Genomic DNA, 16504 nt, shown 5'->3' with positions numbered 1-16504 from the left:
GTGACCGAACTCACCGACAGCGCGAACCAGCGGCCCTTGTCCTCACCGCCGCCGCGGGCGCGGGCCGCAGACAGCTCGGAGTGCGGCAGGCGCTCCTGCCTGCACCCAGGCTACTGTGCCGCCAGCGGACGCAGACAGCGCTTCACCTACCGTGTCGGCGGCTACGCCCCACAACGTCCAACCCGCCTTCGACCTTTTCGGTCGCGCCCGACCACGGCTACGTTCAGTAGCTGACACCGGGCTCCACCACCGCCAGGATCAGCAAGAACTGCTCAACTACCCCCGCCGCACGACCCAAGGTTCCGCTCATATAGCCGCGAACGGAATCACGAGGACCGACTGCTCGTCTTCGAGTGATCCCTACACGCGCTGTAGGGGTCGGGGATAGATGGCCACTCGCCGTGATGGTTGGCCAGTAGATGGCCAACGGCCGGGTTAGTTGGCCAGTCTGCGGGAGGCGCCGGGCGACGCCGCTCGGGAGGCGATTCTGTCGCCGTCGTCGGTCGAGGTGGATGGGTGATGAGCCGGGTTAACGTCCGTGCATGGACGACGACGCCTTCCTCGACCACGTCGCCGAGCGCCTCGCCAGCCTGCCCGGGGTTCAGGCGGTCAGCCTCGGTGGGTCGCGGGCCGAGGGCACACACCGGCCGGACAGCGACTGGGACTTCGCGGTCTACTACCGGGAACGTTTCGAGCCCCAGGCGCTGCGCAACCTCGGCTGGCCCGGCGAGGTGTTCGAGGTCGGGGGCTGGGGCGGCGGCGTCTTCAACGGCGGTGCCTGGCTGGTCGTCGACGGACGCCGCACGGACGTGCACTACCGCGATCTCGACGTCGTCGAGGAGGAAGTCACCGCCGCGGCCGACGGCCGGTTCCGCATCGAGCAGCTGATGTTCCACCTCGCCGGCATCCCGTCCTACCTCGTACTCGCGGAGCTCGCGGTCAGCAGGGTGCTACGCGGCCAGCTGCCCACGGTGCACTACCCGGCGGCGCTGCGGGAACGGGCGCCCAAAGTCTGGTGGGACAACGCGCGGCTGACCTTCGACTACGCACGGGTCTACCACGCACGCCATGGCCGGCTGGCCCAGTGCGCCGGACTGGTCGCCCAGGCAACCTCGCAGGCCGCGCACGCCGTGCTCGCGGCGCGCGGCGAGTGGGTCACCAACGACAAGACCCTGCTCACCCGCGCGGACCTGCGCCAGGTCGACCACTTCGTCGCAGACGCCCGCGCCGATCCGGAGGCCGCCCGCAGGCTCGTGGACGTCTCCGAGGAACTGTGCGCGGCGGCGGTGCAGGCCGTGCTCAGCCATTTACCCTGACCCCCACCCACCTGGCGGAGCACGAAGCAGCTGTCCACGCCCCGGTGATGCTCGCATTGGCCAATAACGGCCGCATCCGGCGCGCTGGCAGTGGCCAACAACGGCGATATCCCCTGCACGGAGTGGCCAGGCTCTTCCGGTCGTATCGAGGCCGGCCACGCCCACAGCCCGCCGCCGTGGCGGCGGCGGGCGCGCCCGAACGCGAGCAGGACGGCGCCGGCGATGATCGCCAGTCGGAGGTCATAGATGGCCCCGCCGAGGACGCCGAGCCGCGCGCCCGCACCGGACTCGCCGCCGCCTTGCCGTGTCGGGCGCCCGCGTGGTGGCGACACCATCGGTATGGCCAGCTGCCACCGCGACCAGGCGTCATCCGACTCGCCGCGGAAGCGGCTGGGCCAGGCTCCTGGCCTGCTCACAGTCGGTCATGGCACGGCGGACCGGGAGACGCTGACCGGGCTGCTGCGGGGCGCCGGGGTGGAGGCCGTCGTGGACGTTCGCAGCGTGCCAGGCAGCCGGCGGAACCCCGACGTCGCCCGGGCCTCACTGACAGCGTGGCTACCGGCGGCCGGAATCGGCTATCGCTGGGAACAAGGACTCGGCGGCTTCCGCCGGCCGAAGCCGGATTCCCCCGATGTCATCTGGCGGAACACGTCCTTCCGCGGATACGCCGGCTACACCCGCGACCCCCGGTTCCTGATCGCCATGGACCGGCTGCTCGCCGAGGCTGAACAGATACGGACCACCGTGCTGTGCAGCGAGGCAGTCTGGTGGCGCTGCCATCGTCGGATCATCGCCGACGTCGCGGTCCTTGCCCACGGGTGGACCGTCCAGCACCTCATGCACGACGGCCGCCTCGTCAACCACACGCCCACGGCAGGCGCCCGGCTCCGTCCCGACTCCCTGCTCGTCTACGACGAGCTGGCCACCGGACCGCCAAGCTCCAGCGACCCCGCCCGAGACGGTCACGTCCCCGACGGCCCGACCTGAGCCAGGCCCCCGCGCCCCAACTGGCCACTGCGGGCGGCGCCGGTGCGAGGCCCACCGTCCTACGTCGAGCCGACACTAGCGGCGAGCGCCACCGTTACAGTGGTCACGGTGAGGCTCGGCGTCAGGCGGCAGGAACCGGGAAGACCACGGATCAGCGAGCGCCTCGGCGGTGCCGCGGGCGGGCCGGTCATCTGCCGAGCGTAGGCGGAGGCCATACGGTGAACAGAGCGACGACCATTGCGTCGGTACGCGGTGTCCTCCCCCCGCACCGATATCCGCAGGCACGACTCACCGAATTGTTCGCCCAGCTGTGCCTACCCGACTCGACGTCACGCGCCGTGCTGACTCGGCTGCACAACAGCGCCCGGGTCGCCACCCGCCACTTGGCCTTGCCGATAGAGCGGTACACCGAACTGGACGGATTCACCGCGGCCAACGACGCGTTTCTGTCGGTGGCGGTGGATCTCGGTTGCGAGGCCGTGCTCGGTGCGCTCGCCTGCGCCGGCCTCGAGCCCGCCGATGTGGACCTGATGATGTCCACGACCGTCACCGGGATCGCGGTGCCCTCCCTCGACGCGCGGATCGCCGCCCGGATCGGGCTGCGGCCTGATGTCAAGCGGGTGCCGATGTTCGGTCTGGGGTGTCTGGCGGGCGCCGCGGGCGTGGCTCGGCTGCACGACTTCCTGCGCGGCTGGCCCACGTCGGTCGCGGTGCTGGTGTCGGTCGAGCTGTGCTCGCTGACCGTGCAGCGCCAGGACCCGACCGTGGCCAACATGATCGCGTCCGGGCTGTTCGGCGACGGCGCCGCCGCGGTGGTGGCCCTCGGCGCGGACCATCCACGCGCGCCCAGCGGTCCACGGGTGGTCGACACGGTCAGCCATCTGTACCCGAACTCCGAACGCGCCATGGGCTGGGACATCGGCAGCACCGGTCTGAAGATCGTCCTGGGTGTGGAGGTGCCAGACCTGGTTCACACATACCTGGCCGATGACGTCAAGCAGCTCCTGTCGCGGCACGGGCTCGTGGTCGGCGACATCGCACGCTGGATTTGTCACCCTGGCGGGCCGAAAGTCATCGAGGCCATCCAAACGGCGCTGGGCCTCGACGACAACGACCTGGCGATAACGTGGCGTTCGCTGAACCGGATCGGCAACCTGTCTTCCGCCTCAGTGCTGCACGTGTTCGCCGACACCCTTGTCGAACGGCCGGCGGCTCCCGGTGACTGGGGCGTGCTGATGGCGATGGGCCCCGGATTCTGCGCCGAACTGGTACTACTGCGATGGTGAGCGAAGTCTGGTATACGGTCCTGGTCGGGCTCGTCGCTCTCGAGCGGCTGGCGGAGCTCATAGTCGCCAAGCGAAATATGGCATGGAGCCTGTCGCGTGGTGCCCGCGAGAGCGGCTTCTCTCACTACCCGTTCATGGTCGTGCTCCACACCGGCCTGCTGGCCGGCTGTCTGTTGGAGGTGTGGCTGGGCGGCGGTGACTTCCTGCCCGCGCTCGGCTGGCCGATGCTGGCGCTGGTGCTCGCCGCGCAGGCACTGCGGTGGTGGTGCATTCATACGCTCGGGCATCAGTGGAACACTCGCATTCTGGTCGTGCCAGGGCTGCCCCGGGTCACCAGTGGCCCGTATCGGTTGTTCGCGCACCCGAACTACGTCGCGGTCGTCGTCGAAGGATTCGCCCTGCCCCTAGTGCACACCGCGTGGATCACCGCCGTGGTCTTCACGGTGCTCAACGCCTGGCTGCTGACCGTCCGGATCCGGGCCGAGAACGACGCGCTGCGGTCGATCTATGCATGACGTCGTGGTGGCCGGTGGCGGACCGGCGGGGCTCGCGGTGGCATTGGGCTGCGCGCGGGCGGGCCTGGACGTCGTCGTGTGCGAGAAGCGCCGCGGGGTCATCGACAAGGCGTGTGGGGAGGGGCTGATGCCGGGCGCGGTGCGGGCGCTCGCGGCGCTCGGCGTCGACCCCGCGGGCCACGTGATCGAGGGCATCACCTACCGACAGGGCTCCTCGGTCGCGCACGCCACGTTCAGCGACGGGTTGGGCCGCGGGGTCCGGCGCACCGCCCTGCACGACGCGCTCCGCGCCGCTGTCGATCAGCACGCCGTCCCGGTGCTGCCGACCCCCGTCACTGAGATCGACCAGCGCGCCGACCACGTGCGGGCCGGTGAACTGCGCGCCCGGTACCTCGTCGCCGCCGACGGCCTGCATTCCCCCATCCGCGCCATGGTGGGGCTGAACGCCAACGGCCGTGTGGGGACACCGCGGTGGGGGCTGCGCCGCCACTTCGCCATGCGCCCGTTCAGCGACTCGGTCGAGGTGACCTGGGCCCGGCATTCGGAGGCCTACGTCACCCCCGTCTCGGCGGACACCATCGGCGTCGCGGTGCTCTCGTCGATCCGGGGCGGCTTCGCCGACCAGCTCACCGCCTTCCCCGAGCTGGCCGCCCGGCTGGCCGACGCGCAACCCGTCTCCGGCGTCCGGGGCGCCGGGCCGTTGCGGCAGCGGGCCTCCGGCCGGGTCGCGGGTCGAGTGCTGCTGGTTGGGGACGCCGCCGGCTACATCGACGCACTGACCGGCGAGGGTCTGGCGGTGGCGCTGGCCGCGGGGGCCGAACTTGTGCGATGCCTGCGCGCCGACCGGCCCGGCGACTACGAACGCGCGTGGGCCACCACGTCGCGGCGGTCGAGGTGGCTGACCTCGGGTCTGCTGTGGGCTCGGAACCGCCCAGCGCTGGCGCGGCGGATCGTGCCGGTCGCCGCACGCGCCCCAGGACTGTTCACCTTCGCCGTCGACCAGCTCGCCCGCTGACATAAGCGTGGGCCCGTGGCCATGGGGCTGGGCGTCTACACCAGGACGACGGACTCGGCCTCTGCCGGGTCGGGGGTGGCAGGCACCGGGGCGCGGCAGGGAAGAAGGAGGCAGACGGGACGGCGGCGGCGGTGAAGGCGACGGACCACCAGAAGGCGTCGCCGAAGGCTCCGGCGAGGACGGCCTGGGTGTGGGCGCCGGCGGTGGCGTGTTGCAGGACCACGGCGAGGACGGCGACGAGGATCAAGGCCTCGCTCTGACCGGCCGACCCCGCCACCCGGTGTGGCGACCGCCAACTCTGGCGCAGCCCACCGTCAGTCCCGCAGCCCACCGTCAGTCCGTGGCGGGCGATCAGGGTCTCTGTCCGCCGGACCGATACCCTCGCAGGTCATCTCGCCCGTCCCCGGGGTCTCCGATCCGGAAGACTGCCGCCAGGATTGCCCTCCTTCGCCGAACGCAACTGCCTCAACGTAAACTCGCGCGGGCCGCCAGTAATGAGAGTGGCCCTGGCGATCCGTCTACGGTGCGCGCCCATGCGCCTACGCGGTCGCGGCGATCCAGCCGATCCCGACAGGGATACCCGGCGTTGGGCGAAACCTCGGCCAGCCGGCAGAGCGGTGCTGTTCGGCTAGGTGTCGGTGGATTGCTGGGCGTCTTTGGGACGGTAGATCTCGATCCACCGGTCGACGTCTCCCTTCCGCCACAGGCGTCCGAGTGCTGTGCGCTGGACGGGCTCCGGAAACGAAGGACGTTGGGTGAGTTGGAAGCAGCGGGTTCGAGATCTTCCGGTCTTCTTGATCAGGTAGTCGATGCTGACGGGGAGATCGTCCTCGTGATCCGTTCCAACAGGCTCGCTCACGGTGAGAGACACTAGAAGTGACGGGTTAGCAAGTTTCCATATCGACAGTGGTTGCTAGGGCAGTGCTGGAGTCATCCCAGGCCCGGCGGCCGACATAGCTTGACGCTGAGAGCCGATGCCAGCCTGCCGGTCAGACGCTCGTGGCGGAGCATGGTGGATGAGTAGGGCTCGAACCCATGGCCGGAGGACTGTGAGTCCTCCGGCCATGGCGGGCGTCGGGTTCGCTTCAACAACCGGTCGTTACTTCAGCAGCGGGTCGCGGGGTAGGCCGAGGATGCGCTCGGCGATCTGGTTGCGGGTGATCTCGGACGTGCCGCCGGCGATCGTCATGGCGCGCCAGCCCAGGGCGCCCCGGCCCGCGACCGCGCCCGGGCCTTCGAGGAACGCCGTGTCGGGGCCGGCGAAGGCGAGGTTCAGCGCGGCGGCGGACCCGGTGTGCTCCGCGAGCGCCAGCTTGGTGACGTTGCCCTCGGGGCCGGGCTCGCCGCCGGCGACCGCCCGCACGGCACCGCGCAGGTTGAGCTGGCGCAGCGCCAGGCCCTCGGCGACGTGCCGGCCGACGCGCTCGGCGGCGGCGGGGAACGCGTCGGGGCTGGCCTTGTACAGCTCGACGACGTCGGCGGACGCGGGAGCGCCGATGCCGCCGCCGATGCTGACCCGTTCGTTGCCCAGCGTCGCGCGGGCGACCTTCCAGCCCTGGTTCGGCTCGCCGACGACGTCCGCGTCGGGGACGAACACGTCGGTGAGGAAGACCTCGTTAAAGTGGCTGTCCCCAGTGGTCTGGCGCAGCGGGCGGATCTCGACGCCGGGGTGCTTCATGTCAATGATCATCATGGTGACGCCGGCGTGCTTGGGGGCGTCCGGGTCGGTACGGACGGTCGCGAGGCCGCGCCGGCAGTACTGGGCGAGGCTGGTCCAGACCTTCTGGCCGTTGATGACCCAGCCGCCGTCGACCTTCTCAGCCCGGGTGCGGATGCCGGCGGCATCGGAGCCGGCGGCCGGTTCGCTGAACAGCTGGCACCAGATCTCCTCCCTGGTGAGCGCCTTGCGCACATACCGGTCGATCTGGTCCTGTGAGCCGTGCTGGACGAGGGTGAGGATGTTCCAGCTGGTGATCCCGTAGTTCGGGCGCTGGACGCCCGCGGCGGCGAACTCCTGGTCGATGACGAGCTGCAGGCCGCCCGAGGCCGCGAGGCCCCAGGGCTTCGGCCAGTGCGGCTGGATGTAGCCGGTGTCGATGAGCCGCTCGAGCTGTTCCCTCTCGGGGAGGGCGGCCACCTCCCGAGCGAAGGCGCGGACGCCCGCGCGGGCGTCCTCGACCTCGGGCGGCAGGTCCAGCGTCGACGCGCGGCTCGCCCCGGCCGCGGACAGCGCGGCGACGTCGGCGGCGGCCGCGTCCGTGCCGAGCACGGCCGCTAGCGTCGTCGCGCGGCGCAGCAACAGGTGGGCGTCGTGCTCCCAGGTGTAGCCGATACCCCCGTGGACCTGGATGTTCAGCGAGGCGTTGCCGGCGAACGCCGCCAGGGCGAGCGCGGCGGCGCTCGCGGCGGCGAGCTCGAGCTCGTCAGCACCCGAACCGTCGACAGCGGCCCGCGCCGCGTCCCAGACGGCCGCCGTGCCCAGCTCCGAGGCGACGAACATGTTCGCCAGGTGGTGCTTGATGGCCTGGAACGAGCCGATGGGGCGCCCGAACTGCTCGCGGACCTTGGCGTAGGCGGTGGCGGTCTCGACCGTCTCCAGGGCGCCGCCGACGGCCTCGGCCGCGAAGATCACCCGAGTGAGGGCGATGGCCAGGCGGCGCGCGCCGGGCAGGACGCCGGCCACCTCGACACCGTCGAGCCACAGCCGAGCCGAACGGCGCGCCGGGTCGAGCGCCTTCGGGACCTCCACCGTCAGCCCGTCCGCGCCCGCCGGCACGAGGACGACGTCGTCGCCGGCCACGAGCACGAACAGTGTGGCCAGCGCGCCGCCGAGAACCACTCCCCCGGCCCCGGACAGCCTGCCGTCCGCGAGCGTCAGCTCGCCGAGCAGCCCGACGGCGCCGATCGTCTCGCCGGCGGCCAGCCCGGGCAGCAGGCGGGCCCGCTGCTCCGCGTCCCCGGCCGCCGCGATGACCGCGGCGGCGGCGACGGTCGGCACGAACGGCCCCGGCGCGGCGGCGCGGCCCAGCTCCTCGACGACGACCACCAGCTCCGGCAGCCCGGCGCCGCCACCGCCGTGCTCCTCCGGCAGGTGCAGGCCCAGCAGGCCGAGGTCCGCGAACTCCTTCCAGAAGGCCGGCAGCGGCTCCTCGTCGGCCTCGAGTAACGCGCGGTTCGCGGCCCGCGCGTCGTTGGACGTCAGGAAAGCCCGTGCTGTCCGGGCAAGCTCCCGATGCTCCTCGGTGATGGCGATCGCCATGACGTGGCCCCTCCGACTTCTCTTCCCGCGGCACCTCCGACGGGAAGCGCACCGTCAAACGCTAGGACGGTTAGAACATCGTTTCATCCGGAGGACCTGGCGGCATCCCGAAGGACCGAGGGCATCCCGAACGACCGGGCAGCATGCGGCCGCTGGGACGACCAGCCGTTGGCCGTTGGCTGCCAGTCGTCGGCAGTCAGTTGTCGACCGTCAGCCGGCGGTGAGCTCCCAGGTCGGCGGGTCGCCGTCGAGCTCGCGGACGACGCCCCGGCGTTCCAGGGCACGCAGGTGCGCGAAGCCCTCGGCGAGCGCGGCCCGCTTCATGAAGCCCTCGACGTCGTGCCAGGGGCGTGACCAGGTCATCCGCTGGCAGATCGCCCAGGCGGTCGTGACGCCGTCGCGGATCGCGGTGATGATCTCACCGAAGCGCTGGTCGTGGTGCGCGCGCAGGTCGGCGAGCCGGGCGGGCAGGCTCGCGATGCGGTACTCGTGCGCCGGCAGCGCCTCCTGGGCCGGGTAGGCGCCGACCTTGTCGAGCGAGGCCAGGTAGTCGCCGAGCGGGTCGGCGCCCTCGACCGGTGAGAACGGGATGTTGGGTGTGATGCGCGGCAGCACGTGGTCGCCGGACAGCAGCAGCTGGTTCGCCGGCTCCCAGAAGCACAGGTGGCCGGGCGAGTGGCCGGGCGTCCAGATGGCGCGCAGGTCCCAGCCGGGGACGTCAGGGCGCTCGCCGTCCTCGATCAGGATGTCCGGCAGCGCCGGCGCGGGAAACTGGCCCGCCGGCGGCAGCGCCCGGGTCATCGTGGCGATCTCGTCCGCCGGCACGCCCGCGCGCACCAGCAGCCTGGCCATGCCGGCACGCAGGTCGGAGGTGTCCCCCGCGAACCGCTTGAGCATCTCGACGTCGGCCGGGTGCAGCGCGACCCAGGCACCCGACTCGTCGCGGATCCGCTTGGCGAGGCCGTAGTGGTCGTGGTGCATGTGGGTGGCCAGCACGCCGCGGACATCACCGATGCGGTAGCCCGCGATGGCCAGGCCAGCCGAGAGCGCGTCGTACGCCTCCTCGGTGTCCCAGCCGGCGTCGACGATGTAGCCACCGGCGTCGGTCTCGAAGAGGTAGACGAAGACGTGGCGCAGACCGATGGACGGCAACGGGACGGGGATGCTCCACAGCCCGGGCCGCAGCCGTTCCACGGGCGGCAGATCCACGCTCGGCGGCTGCGTAAGCGACGTCATCGGTCGGGCCCTCCTCCACGGCGCGGCTCCGCGCCCAGGCCCCGGCAACCCACGGCCGCGCCCGGGTCCGACACGGGCCCGCCCCCGGCGGGCGCCACGGCATCGGCAGCCCCCGGCCGGTAGATCATCAGTCAGGAATATCTTCACCGTACTCTTGCGTAAACTCCGGATTCCAGAGAACCGGAATCCAGTCCTCCGCAATCACCGACGGTAGGACGGGCACGGACCGGTTACGTGAAGCAAGAACTAGTGACACTGGGCAACCGCTTGCGGGGCGCGGCGGCCGGCGTGTACGACGGAACGAGGTCCTTCGCGGTTCGTCCTGCTGCTCCCCTGGTTCTCTCCCCCGCACCTCGTGAGGAGGTAAACGTGTCCGACGAGGTGCTGGTCGAGGCGGCCGACGGGGTCATGACGATCACTCTCAACCGGCCCGCGGCAAAGAACGCGATCACCAGGGCACTGAGCGTGGGCGTGGACACGGCGCTGCGCGCGTTCGAGGCCCGCGACGACCTCATTGTGGCGATCCTCACCGGCGCCGGTGGCACCTTTTGCTCCGGCATGGACCTCAGGGCGTTCGTCCGCGGCGAGAGCCCGATGGTGGAGCGCGGCCTCGCCGGGATCACCCACAGGCCGCCGCGCAAGCCGGTGATCGCCGCCGTCGAGGGGTACGCGGTGGCGGGCGGGTTCGAGATCGTGCTCGCCTGCGACCTCATCACCGCGGCGGACGACGCGCGGTTCGGGCTGCCGGAGCCGAAGCGCGGGCTGGTCGCCGGCGGCGGCGGGCTCTACCGGCTGCCGCGGCGGATCCCCTATCACCTGGCCATGGAGCTCTCGCTCACCGGCGGCTTCCTCGCGGCGCCGGAGGCGTATCGCTATGGCCTGGTCAACCGGCTCACCGAGCCTGGCGGGGCGTTGACCGCGGCCAGAGCGCTCGCCGCCGAGATCGCCGCGAACGCGCCGCTGGCGGTCCGGGCCACCAAGCGGATCGTCGCCGAGTCCGCGGACTGGACCGAGGAGGACTGGCCCGCGAGGCAGACGCCGATCTTCGACCCGGTCGTGCGGTCGCGGGACGCGATCGAGGGCTCGCGCGCCTTCGCCGAGAAACGCCCGCCCGTCTGGCGCGGCCAGTGACGACGACCGGGCCGGCCGCGGGCCAGCCGGCGCCCCCCGCCGACCAGCCCGCGCCCCCCAACGGCCAGTCGGCGCTCCCCAACGGCCAGCCGGCGCCCGCGGACATCGGCGACGACGACGGCCCCCCGTGGGCCTACTTCCGCCGTCTCGACGACGGCCGCTACCTGCCCGGCCGGTTCGCCAGCGGCGTCTGGGGGGCGAGGACCGTCAGCGGCCGCATCCTCGGCGGCCTGATCGGGCATGTCCTGGAGCAGGAGCAGGCCGAGCCCGGCTACCGGCTCGCCCGGCTCACCGTCGACATGTTCCGCGTGATCCCCTCCGCGCCGCTCGCGGTGACCACGTCGCTGGTCCGGGCCGGCGGGCGGATCCGGGTCGCCGACGTGCACGTCAGCCACGACGGCGTGCCCGTCACCCGCGCGACGGCGGTGTTCCTGCGCCCGTCGAGCAACCCGCCGGGCGAGATCTGGCACGCCGACCGGGACGAGTGGCCGGCGCCCGAACTGGGCTCCCCCGACCCGCGGCTGCAGGCGGGCTCGCGCGCCGACGTCCGGCCGATGGCGCCCGGCGTGACGCTCACCGGCGCGCTCGGCCCGACCGCGAGCGTCCAGCGAGGTGGGGTGTGGGTGCGCGAGCTGCGCGAGGTCGTCGAGGGCACGGAGCTGACCCCGCTGGTGCGGGCGGTGCTGGTCGCCGACATGACCAGCCCGACGACCCATCGCGGCACCGCCGGCATCCAGTACATCAACACCGACTTCACGCTGACGCTGGTCCGCGAGCCGGTCGGAGAGTTCTTCGGCGTCCTCGCCGAGGACCAGCACGCCGTCGACGGCGTCTCCTTCGGCCAGGCGACCATCCACGACGCCGCCGGCCTGCTCGGCACCTGCGCCACGACCACACTCGCCAACCCCGGCAAGGCCAACCCGGCCCGCCTCCCGGACCGCACGCGGCCACGCTGACGCGTGGCCGGTCCACGACGCCACCGGTCTGCTCGGCTACCTGCGCAGCTCAGTCCTGAGCTCTACCGCTCCTCCTGAGTGGGTCCGCCGAGTAGCCGCGAAGAGCCAGCAGGCGGTCGACCAGCGTGTCGGTGTAGGCGGGGGTGAGCGGCCCGGCGCCGAACAGCACGCGAACGTACATCGGGGCCAGGATGTGGTCGAGGATGTCCAGGCCCTCTGGTGGGTGTTCGCCTCGGTCGAGGGCGCGATCCAGCATGTCCTGGAGTTGGCGTCCGCGTTCCGCCAGGAACGCATCCCGCGCCTGTATGCCGGCCTCTCCCGCCGACGACAGGGCGATGACCAGGCGTAGCACCGCCAGCCCGTCGGGGCCGGTGAGGTCGCGGGCGACGTTGGCGGCGTAGGTACGCAGGTCCTGTTCCAGGCCGCCGGTGTCGGGGATGGGGGAGGTCGTGGTCAGCCACGTGATCGCCACATCCGTGAGCAGGGTCTCGAGGGTGCCCCAGCGGCGGTAGATGCTGCTGTCGGCCACGGTGGCGCGGGTGGCGACATCGCCCACCGTGAAGTGTCCGTAGCCGCGTTCGACGATCAGGCCGGTGACCGCCCGGTGCACCGTAGCGCGGACGCGGGCGCTGCGTCCGCCGGGCCGGCGAGTCGGCCGTGGTTCCGACATGCCGCCACCTTAACGCAGCCCATACTTGCGTTTGACCGAGTCTGTCTACTATCGTGCCCTTAAAGCAGCCACCAACTGCCTTAGCGTCGATCGGGAAGCCCTGCTCTCACCGCCGACCAGAGCACCGAGACCCTGCCAGCCCAGGCGCCCAGTGCCTGGCTTTCACCCGCGTTCACGGCTGGCCTCACGACGTCCTGGCCAAAGCCGCCTGAATCACCTCGACTCCTGAGGACCACGACATGACCAGCGTGATCGACCAGATCAACCGTGCCCTCGACATGACCGCCGCCATCGTCAAAGGCATCACCGACGACCAGTTCGCCGCGCCCACGCCCTGCCCGGACTGGGATGTGCGCGCCGAGCTCAACCACCTGGCGGGCGGTATGCGGATCTTCACGGCCGAGCTCACCGCGACCGACGCCGGCGCCGACCACGACGCCGACTGGCTCGGTGCCAACCCGCCAGCCGCCTTCGCCACCGCGGCCGACCTCGACCGCGCGGCCTGGCACCGCCCCAACGTGCTGGACACGACCGTGTGCCTCGGGTTCGGTGCCGTCCCCGGGACGATGGCCGCGCTCATCCACCTCACCGAGGTCCTGGTCCACGGAGCCGACCTGGCGATCGCCACCGGCCAGGGGCATCTCGTCGACGAACGCGCATGCGCCGAACTGCTCACGATCATGCAGGGCATGGACTTCGACATCTTCCGCCGGCCGGGCATGTTCGGCTCCGCGGTCCCCGTCCCAGCCGACGCCCCCGCCCACCGGCGGTTGCTGGCCTTCGTCGGCCGCTCCCTCGCACCGCACTGACCTACGACTCATCACTCGTGACGGTTGTTTCCTCCGACAGGACGAGATCATTCCAGGCTGCGAGCAGATCCCTTTCGCGCGGCCCAAAGCCACGCCGTTTCACCACCCGCAGCCACGAGAAGCCAACAGCCGGACACGATGTCCGCCGAACCACGAGCAGCCAGGATCGGCGCCACGGACGTATCGGCGGCCGACGGGCGTACTCGGTGTTCGCGACATCCTTCCCACGACATCCTTGCACCCGGCGCCGAAGAAACCGCTCGCTTAGGGTGACCGAGCAAAGGGAGGCGCGGCCACCCAGTGGACGGCTGTTGAACAACGGCGGGAAGGGCGCAGATGAGTATTCCCCGGCGTCAGGCGATCAAAATCGGCGCGTACATTCTGAAGCAGCGACTCGCGGGGCGGACGAAGTTTCCGATCACGCTGGAGCTGGAACCGCTGTTCGCCTGCAACCTCGCCTGCGTGGGCTGCGGAAAGATCCAGCACCCGGCGGACATTCTGAAGCAGCGCATGCCGGTAGAGCAGGCGCTGGCCGCCGTGGACGAGTGCGGCGCGCCGGTGGTGTGCCTCGCGGGCGGCGAGCCGCTCATGCACCCGCAGGTCGAGGAGATCGTCGCCGGCCTGGTGAAGCGGAAGAAGTTCATCTACCTGTGCACCAACGCGCTGCTTCTGCCCAGGAAGGTCGACAAGCTTCGGCCGTCGCCGTACCTGTCGCTCGCGGTGCACATCGACGGTCTCGAGGAGCGCCACGACGAGTCGGTGGCGAAGCAGGGCGTCTTCGCACAGGCCGTGGACGCCATCAGGGACGCGCAGCGGCGCGGTTTCCGGGTCACCACCAACACGACGTTCTTCAACACCGACACCCCGCAGACCGTGATCGAGGTGCTCGACTACCTCAACAACGACCTGAAGGTCGACGGGATGATGCTGTCGCCGGCCTACGCGTACGAGAAGGCGCCCGGTCAGGACAAGTTCATGGGCGTCGAGGAGACCCGGAAGCTGTTCCGCGACGCGTTCGCCGGGGGCCGCCGCAACCGGTGGCGGATCAACCACTCGCCCTTGTACCTCGACTTCCTCGAGGGCAAGGTCGACTTCCCGTGCACGGCCTGGGGAATTCCGTCCTACTCGCTGTTCGGCTGGCAGAAGCCCTGCTACCTCATGGGCGACGGCTACGCCAAGTCCTACCAGGAGCTGCTGGAGACCACGGACTGGGAGTCGTACGGCCGGGGCCGTGACCCGCGCTGCGACAACTGCATGGCGCACTGCGGCTACGAGCCGACCGCGCTCTCCGCGACCATGGCGTCGCTGCGCGAGTCGATCCGCGCCGCCGGCAGCTCCGCCGCGCCGGCTGTCGTGCCGGCCCTGCTCGGCGGCAAGCGCAAGCAGGCGACCGTGACCGTCCCCCGGCAGGAGTCGCCGGCCGCGACAGCCGACACACCCCAGAAGATCGACGCGTAGCGCGCCTCGCCGGCCCCGCCCGACATGCCCGCGCACCAAGGCGGGGTGCGTGGACATGTCGGCGGCGTCCAAGAGGACGGGCACCGCGCGGAGCAGCTACGCGGCCGGGCGCTCAGTGGGCGTGGCGGAGGCGGGCGAGAGCCGTGACCAGGTCGTCGACGAGGGTCTCGGTGACGACGGAGCGGTCGCGGGAGCGGAGCTCGACGATGCCCTCGGCCGCGCGCCGGCCGACGATGACCTGGTAAGGGCAGCCGATGAGGTCGGCGTCGGCGAACCGGACGCCGGCAGAGCCGCCCGGGCGGTCGTCGACGAGAACGTCGAGACCGGCTTCCGCGAGCGCGTCGGTAACGGCCTGGACGACGGTCGGGTCGACCTTGCGGCCCAGCGGGATCACCGCGACGATCCTGGCGACGTGGGGAGCGAGCCCGACCGGGCCGACATGCCCGCGCACCAGAGCGGGGTGCGCGGCGAAGTCGGCGGCGTCCAGGAGGACGGGCACCGCGCCGAGCACCCGCGCGAGCTTGTGCTCGTTGACCTCCCGGTCGCCCGGGCACAGCGCGGCCACGACCTCCGTTGCCGCACCGTCCGGAATCTTGTAGAGCAGGCATTTCAGGATCTGGCTCGCCGGGATCCCGAGGAACCCGGCCACCTCGTCGACGCTGCGCGCCCCCGGTGTGTGGGCGCGGAGCAGCGGACGGGTCCCCGACTCGACCGGCGCCGGGCGGGCGCAGGTGGCGGCCTCCAGGTTCGCAGCATAGGTGCCCGCGGGCGCGTACACGACGAGATCCTCGCCGACCTCGGTGGGCGCCATGAACTCGTGGTTCACGTCGCCGCCGATCTCGCCGGCCTGCGCCTCGACAGCGCGGAACCGCAGCCCACAGCGCGTGAAGACCCGCTCGTAGGCGTCGTACATCACCCGGTAGGTCTCACGCAGCGAGTCCTGGCCGTCGTGGAAGCTGTAGGCGTCCTTCATGACGAAGTCCCGGGAGCGCAGGAGACCGGCGCGCGGCCGCAGCTCGTCGCGGTACTTGGTCTGGATCTGGAAGACCCGCAGCGGCAGGTCGCGGTAGCTTCCGACCTCGCCCGCGACCAGGCCGGTAACCAGCTCCTCGTGCGTCGGGCCCAGGCAGAGCTCGGTCCCCCTGCGGTCCGTCACGCGGAACATCAGGTCGCCGTAGCGGTCCCACCGGCCGGTGCGTTGGGGTCGCTCGTGAGGATGACCGGATCGTGCTGGGTTGCCGCGAAGGCCGCGACGATGGCGTCGGTCGCGCTGATGGATCCGGCACGCCCGGTGGCGGTCCGAACCCTGGCCCCTTCGCGCGCCAACAGCTCGTCGACCTCGCGGACCTGGCAGGCCCGCAGCAGCCTGTTCGTGTGGAAGTCACGTTGGTGGTTGCCGGTGAGAGCCTCGGTCAGGACCACGACCGGGACCTGCGCGGGCCAAAGCCCGCGGGCGCGTAGCTCGGCCAGCCGCGCGCGGTGGTGCACCAGATCCGACAGGCCGCCCGAGTCGAGGACGAGCGTCATCGGGAGTGCCTCTGGAGGCGGTCAGCCCAGTCACGGGCGGCAGCCGCCTCGTCGGCGGGGATCGGTCCGAGGTCGTTCTCCAGTTCGAGAAGGTATGCGTCCAGCTCGGCGAGTTTCGCCTGCCGGTCGAGCTCCTCGACCAGCGCGGCCGCGGTCACCCGCGAGACGTTGACACCAGCCGCCTTCGCGCGCACGAGAAGATCATCAGGCACCGTGATGTTCACCCTCGCCATGCGCATACCATACACACCGGCGACCCCCAACGATCTTCCTGTGATGACTCGGACACTGGCCAGTACGACAGTACTGGTGGCGACACGTAGGGACAAATCTAAACAG

The 16504-nt window shown here is 71.2% G+C and carries 16 protein-coding genes; 9 read left to right on the top strand and 7 right to left on the bottom strand.

The annotated features are described in order from the left end of the window. Positions 1 to 542 precede the first annotated feature (542 nt). From QOZ89_RS24730 to QOZ89_RS24710, 5 genes are all read left to right on the top strand, one after another. Complete coding sequence (locus QOZ89_RS24730; RefSeq protein WP_312625569.1) at positions 543 to 1316, top strand: nucleotidyltransferase domain-containing protein; 774 nt, start codon at positions 543 to 545, stop codon at positions 1314 to 1316. Between the two features lie 339 nt (positions 1317 to 1655). Further along, positions 1656 to 2303, top strand: coding sequence for a DUF488 domain-containing protein (locus QOZ89_RS24725; RefSeq protein WP_312625567.1), 648 nt, complete (start codon positions 1656 to 1658; stop codon positions 2301 to 2303). Between the two features lie 218 nt (positions 2304 to 2521). Beyond that, the gene (locus QOZ89_RS24720; protein ID WP_312625565.1) at positions 2522 to 3589 is read left to right on the top strand and encodes a type III polyketide synthase; all 1068 of its coding nucleotides are present in this window, start codon (positions 2522 to 2524) and stop codon (positions 3587 to 3589) included. Beyond that, positions 3583 to 4104: an isoprenylcysteine carboxyl methyltransferase family protein gene (locus QOZ89_RS24715; protein WP_312625563.1), complete on the top strand. Its 522-nt coding sequence runs from the start codon at positions 3583 to 3585 to the stop codon at positions 4102 to 4104. Before QOZ89_RS24720 ends, QOZ89_RS24715 begins: the two co-directional genes overlap by 7 nt. Continuing rightward, a complete protein-coding gene (locus QOZ89_RS24710; RefSeq protein WP_312625561.1) occupies positions 4097 to 5119 on the top strand; it encodes an FAD-dependent oxidoreductase in 1023 nt (340 codons plus the stop codon). Before QOZ89_RS24715 ends, QOZ89_RS24710 begins: the two co-directional genes overlap by 8 nt. Positions 5120 to 5747: 628 nt before the next feature. On the opposite strand, the gene QOZ89_RS24705 is transcribed toward QOZ89_RS24710, so the two are convergent. From QOZ89_RS24705 to QOZ89_RS24695, 3 genes are all read right to left on the bottom strand, one after another. Beyond that, positions 5748 to 5978, bottom strand: a complete 231-nt coding sequence (locus QOZ89_RS24705) for a helix-turn-helix transcriptional regulator (RefSeq protein ID WP_083419919.1) — start codon at positions 5976 to 5978, stop codon at positions 5748 to 5750. A gap of 240 nt (positions 5979 to 6218) precedes the next feature. Next, on the bottom strand, positions 6219 to 8378 hold the full coding sequence (locus tag QOZ89_RS24700) for an acyl-CoA dehydrogenase family protein (protein ID WP_071053520.1): 2160 nt from the start codon (positions 8376 to 8378) through the stop codon (positions 6219 to 6221). Between the two features lie 210 nt (positions 8379 to 8588). Continuing rightward, positions 8589 to 9614 carry an MBL fold metallo-hydrolase gene (locus QOZ89_RS24695; RefSeq protein WP_312625558.1) on the bottom strand — a complete coding sequence of 342 codons (1026 nt, stop codon included), beginning with the start codon at positions 9612 to 9614 and terminating at the stop codon, positions 8589 to 8591. A gap of 369 nt (positions 9615 to 9983) precedes the next feature. Here QOZ89_RS24695 and QOZ89_RS24690 point away from each other — a divergent pair, with 369 nt between their 5' ends. Both QOZ89_RS24690 and QOZ89_RS24685 read left to right on the top strand, forming a co-directional pair. Then, positions 9984 to 10745, top strand: coding sequence for a crotonase/enoyl-CoA hydratase family protein (locus QOZ89_RS24690; RefSeq protein ID WP_312625556.1), 762 nt, complete (start codon positions 9984 to 9986; stop codon positions 10743 to 10745). Continuing rightward, complete coding sequence (locus tag QOZ89_RS24685) at positions 10742 to 11701, top strand: thioesterase family protein (RefSeq protein ID WP_083419911.1); 960 nt, start codon at positions 10742 to 10744, stop codon at positions 11699 to 11701. The genes QOZ89_RS24690 and QOZ89_RS24685 overlap by 4 nt, the downstream gene beginning before the upstream one ends. Positions 11702 to 11750: 49 nt before the next feature. Here the strand turns inward: QOZ89_RS24685 and QOZ89_RS24680 are convergent, their stop codons facing one another. Continuing rightward, a complete protein-coding gene (locus tag QOZ89_RS24680) occupies positions 11751 to 12371 on the bottom strand; it encodes a TetR/AcrR family transcriptional regulator (protein ID WP_071053517.1) in 621 nt (206 codons plus the stop codon). A gap of 239 nt (positions 12372 to 12610) precedes the next feature. Here QOZ89_RS24680 and QOZ89_RS24675 point away from each other — a divergent pair, with 239 nt between their 5' ends. After that, positions 12611 to 13180, top strand: a complete 570-nt coding sequence (locus QOZ89_RS24675; protein ID WP_071053516.1) for a TIGR03086 family metal-binding protein — start codon at positions 12611 to 12613, stop codon at positions 13178 to 13180. Positions 13181 to 13516: 336 nt separating this feature from the next. Then, positions 13517 to 14638, top strand: coding sequence for an adenosyl-hopene transferase HpnH (gene hpnH, locus QOZ89_RS24670; RefSeq protein ID WP_312625549.1), 1122 nt, complete (start codon positions 13517 to 13519; stop codon positions 14636 to 14638). A gap of 112 nt (positions 14639 to 14750) precedes the next feature. Here hpnH and QOZ89_RS24665 read toward each other — a convergent pair whose 3' ends face one another. The 3 genes from QOZ89_RS24665 to QOZ89_RS24655 are packed head-to-tail and all read right to left on the bottom strand — an operon-like array spanning position 14751 to position 16398. Further along, on the bottom strand, positions 14751 to 15794 hold the full coding sequence (locus QOZ89_RS24665) for an aminoacyl--tRNA ligase-related protein (RefSeq protein WP_312625547.1): 1044 nt from the start codon (positions 15792 to 15794) through the stop codon (positions 14751 to 14753). Between the two features lie 8 nt (positions 15795 to 15802). Next, positions 15803 to 16165, bottom strand: coding sequence for a type II toxin-antitoxin system VapC family toxin (locus QOZ89_RS24660; protein ID WP_312625545.1), 363 nt, complete (start codon positions 16163 to 16165; stop codon positions 15803 to 15805). After that, positions 16162 to 16398: a type II toxin-antitoxin system CcdA family antitoxin gene (locus QOZ89_RS24655; RefSeq protein WP_274536629.1), complete on the bottom strand. Its 237-nt coding sequence runs from the start codon at positions 16396 to 16398 to the stop codon at positions 16162 to 16164. Before QOZ89_RS24655 ends, QOZ89_RS24660 begins: the two co-directional genes overlap by 4 nt. Positions 16399 to 16504 lie beyond the last annotated feature (106 nt).

This window comes from Pseudofrankia coriaricola (assembly GCF_032027725.1).
Classification (GTDB): Bacteria; Actinomycetota; Actinomycetes; order Frankiales; family Frankiaceae; genus Pseudofrankia.
The sequence above is the reverse complement of the archived record's forward strand: the minus strand, read 5'-3'. Positions and strand labels throughout refer to the sequence as shown.